The 3,434-nt window shown below is 40.0% G+C and carries 4 protein-coding genes; all 4 read left to right on the top strand.

The window, feature by feature from the left end:
• Positions 1-321: 321 nt before the first annotated feature.
• Positions 322-1,071 carry an FRG domain-containing protein gene (locus CAG65_RS22420; RefSeq protein ID WP_161453231.1) on the top strand — a complete coding sequence of 250 codons (750 nt, stop codon included), beginning with the start codon at positions 322-324 and terminating at the stop codon, positions 1,069-1,071.
• Positions 1,072-1,155: 84 nt separating this feature from the next.
• Positions 1,156-1,644 carry a DUF523 domain-containing protein gene (locus CAG65_RS07740; RefSeq protein ID WP_161453229.1) on the top strand — a complete coding sequence of 163 codons (489 nt, stop codon included), beginning with the start codon at positions 1,156-1,158 and terminating at the stop codon, positions 1,642-1,644.
• 136 nt (positions 1,645-1,780) lie between these two features.
• On the top strand, positions 1,781-2,194 hold the full coding sequence (locus tag CAG65_RS07730) for a DUF6678 family protein (RefSeq protein ID WP_161453227.1): 414 nt from the start codon (positions 1,781-1,783) through the stop codon (positions 2,192-2,194).
• 443 nt (positions 2,195-2,637) lie between these two features.
• The coding region (locus CAG65_RS07725; RefSeq protein ID WP_161453224.1) for a hypothetical protein at positions 2,638-3,434 on the top strand (797 nt) is incomplete at its 3' end.

Here is a 3,434-nt window from a genome sequence, read left to right as displayed (position 1 = left end):
GGGTTTATTAACCGCTCATGGTTTGTTGAAGGATATTCTCACCCGACAACAGTAACCAAAGACATCCTTGTTCAATGGTTAGACTTTATGGTTGCAAAAGGTTGGGAGTTTCAATGTATCTTTGATGGTTTTGGGGCTTCGTTTAGTTAAATTGCTAACAAACTGTTCAAGAGGGATTCGCAACGCGTGGCATTTTCACCATGCGTTGGTTTTAGTGTTTTAGGTGGTATGCGGCAGCTTTTGTATTGCGTTGCTCACCCCTTAACAGGGCGTTAAGTGCCTAGGTATCGCAATACCTTAGAAAGTGATTGGATAATATCTATGATCAAAGAATCAAAAATCAAAACAGTATCTGATTTCTTAGATATATGTAGAGAATGTCATACTGAATTGTATCGGGGGCAAGCTCAGGACTGGCGGTTACTACCCTCTATTGCCCGTGTCGAAAAAATAGTATTTGAGGGTATCTTAGAAATCGAAGAGGAAATTATCGAAGAATTTCAGAAACTAGGTCATCCTTTTTTTCACAATTCAACGAAAGAGTACTCTGATTGGATATTACATGCTCAACACCACGGCTTACCGACTCGGCTTTTAGATTTTACAAGTAACCCTCTCAAAGCTCTGTATTTTGCTGTTGAGGACGAGCTTAACTTAGAAGACGGTGTTGTTTGGGGAGTTGCCCCTTTCTGGAGCAATGAGTTTCCTAGTTTAGACCTGAAAACAGTAGAATTCTTCTATCCTAAGCACTTGAATGAACGTATTACTGCACAAGAGAGTTGTTTTGCTTGTTTTCCTTTAGGGGAAGCTCAATTGGATGTCCCAGCATTGGACGAGTATCCCGAGGATAAGATTCGTATTTTTAGCAAAATTATTGTCCCAGGTGAGTACAAAAAGGCTTTAAAAAAGAGCTTAGTGTTTTGGGCATCAACAAAATGTCTATATATCCGGGCATTGATGGAGTTGTGCAAAGAATTAAAGAAGTTGTTGGTGTATAAGGCACTTAACAAACTGTTTAAGAGTGATTCGCAACGCGTGGCATTTTTACTATGCGTTGGCATTAGTGTTTAAGGTGGTATGCGGCGGCTTCGGTATTGTGTTGCTCACACCTTAACAGGGCGTTAGCTATTTTTTTTGCATACAAAGGAGTTCTGGTTGGAAAAAGTTTTAGTTAGCTCGTGCTTAGTCGGAAATCAAGTTCGATACAATGCAAGTTGCTTGTCAATTCCTGAGCCTGATCTGCATTGGCTTCAATCAAACCTAGAGCTTGTGGTCTTTTGCCCAGAACTATCGGCAGGTTTGCCCACTCCTAGAGCACCTGCTGAAATAATCGCTGGTAAAGGTGTTGATGTGTTAAAAGGCTTTTCGAAGGTTGTCGGAAACGATGGTATCGACGTCACTACTCTATTTGTAGCAGGGGCCAAGAATGCCTTGGAGTTGTGTCTGCGACTACAAATAAAATATGCGGTGCTCGCAGAGAATAGTCCTTCCTGTGGTAGTTCCAATATTTACGATGGTACGTTTAGTGGGACCAAAGTTAATGGGGCTGGGGCCACTGCTACGTTGTTAGAGAGTAGCGGTATCAAGGTGTTCAGTCCGCATACGATAGCCCAATTCCGTAGTATGTTGGACAAACATAACTAACAAACTGCTCAAGAGGGATTCGTAACGCGTAGCATTTTTACTATGCGTTGATTTTAGTGATTAAGGCGGTGTGCGGTGGCTTCGGTATTGAGTTGCTCACCCCTTAACAGGGCGTTATACGTTTGGAGGTTTTGACATGCTAGCAAGAATGGATGAATACCTAGATAAGGTTATTAAAAATCGATTTTCAGTGTCACTAATGTCAAATTCTAAATGGCGCAAAGTGTTTACATTAGATGTACCCGAATTGAAGTTGAACCAGTGTTATTGGAAGTTTGTTGATAACGATGATGAGTATCTAGGCTGGTTTACCAAATCAGATGAGTTAATGGAAAAGTATGTGGGTGACTATGGGTCAGGTCCTTTCGCCTACAAACGAATTGAGTGGTTAGAAATCCCCAAAGTAGGTAAGCCCAGTGGGTATGAAAATGTTCCCTTTAAACATTGGCATCAAGATATAGATGGAGCATTGAGTATCTTGAACTCAGTCGGTTACTTCGATACAGAGCTTACGGGTAGAGGGTTACGTATCTACGGTTTCAGAGAGTAAACGTATAACAAAGCGTTCAAGAGCGATTCCGCAAGGCGTGCCAGTTTCGCTTCGTCACAGTATGGCACGCATCACGTCACGCCTTAATGCGGCGTTAGCTTGAAAGCTGGAAAGGCAAAACCTTTTAGTTAGGCTTATAGCCAAAAGCGAGTTCGAATGATTAGTTTAACTTTGCCGTTGAGCTGGTTTTGGTTACTATATGGTTAGTTACTAAAGCTAAACAACTATCAGTGGTAAAAATGAATAGTTTTAAAATTTCATTTCGCCTATCCTATGCAGGACTCTGGCTGCTATTAATTTTCTCGACACTAAGCTCAGCGAGTGAGCAATCAAGTTTTCACCAACAGTTTTCACGCGAAAGTGAAAGTTTTCAAAAGCAACTCGATAAGATCGTCCGAGATAGAGCTTTCCCCAAAAAGAAAGGCGAAGCTTTGTAAGAAAGATTGAATAAGCAAAAGATTATTTGGAAAATTGATGTAGATATGTCGGTAGAGCATCCTATTGAAAAATGGGATACTATTCATATAATGCCTCAATTGATGTTCTATTATCGGGCGACTGATTCACTTTATACAATGGATTTTAATGGCACGAATGTAAGGCGATTTCCTGTTTCTACCCCTGATAGTTACTACAGTTTCATCGTTCGTTCACCTAACGGAAGATTTCTATATGCAGAAAGTACACTCTATGATTTAAAGACCAACCAAATTTTAGCAACAAAAAAGAATACCAATTTAAGTGGTTTCTCCTCTGATAACGAACATGCCTATATTATGCGAGAGGGTGAAATTTACCGCCTCAATCTATTCAGTTTAGAAGAGGAGCCTATTTACATTGAAGGTCTCGATATCAACTCTAAGTTTTACTTCAAAATAGATGAAAAAAATGATCGAATATATTGGGATCAAAATGGCTTCGTTCAAGTAATGGATTTTTCTTCATCAGGAAAATCTCTAGATAATGATGAATCCGAATGTCGATATAAAGGTAAGTTATTGTCTCATGCCTACAATAAATTCGTTTTTTGTGGTGAAGGTAAAGACATGGCGATTCGAAGTAAGTATGACTTAATAGAACAGTTTCGGCAGACAAATATTACCATTCAGAGCGATATATGGTACGCTACTCAGGACTCCTGGGCTGCTAATTGGGTAATTTCTCGTCACCGCGCTTCAGGCGAGAGTGGATTGTTTGACTTGCTACACTATGATTATTATTTGCATAATGATGATTATAT

Origin of the sequence: Vibrio sp. V39_P1S14PM300, from assembly GCF_009904765.1 — a bacterium.
Lineage (GTDB): Bacteria > Pseudomonadota > Gammaproteobacteria > Enterobacterales > Vibrionaceae > Vibrio > Vibrio proteolyticus.
This window is presented reverse-complemented; position numbering and strand designations above follow the sequence as displayed.

Coding starts and splice junctions, on each gene's coding strand:
- CAG65_RS22420 (WP_161453231.1), top strand. CDS start 322: ATGATCAAAGAATCAAAAATCAAAACAGTATCTGATTTCTTAGATATA.
- CAG65_RS07730 (WP_161453227.1), top strand. CDS start 1,781: ATGCTAGCAAGAATGGATGAATACCTAGATAAGGTTATTAAAAATCGA.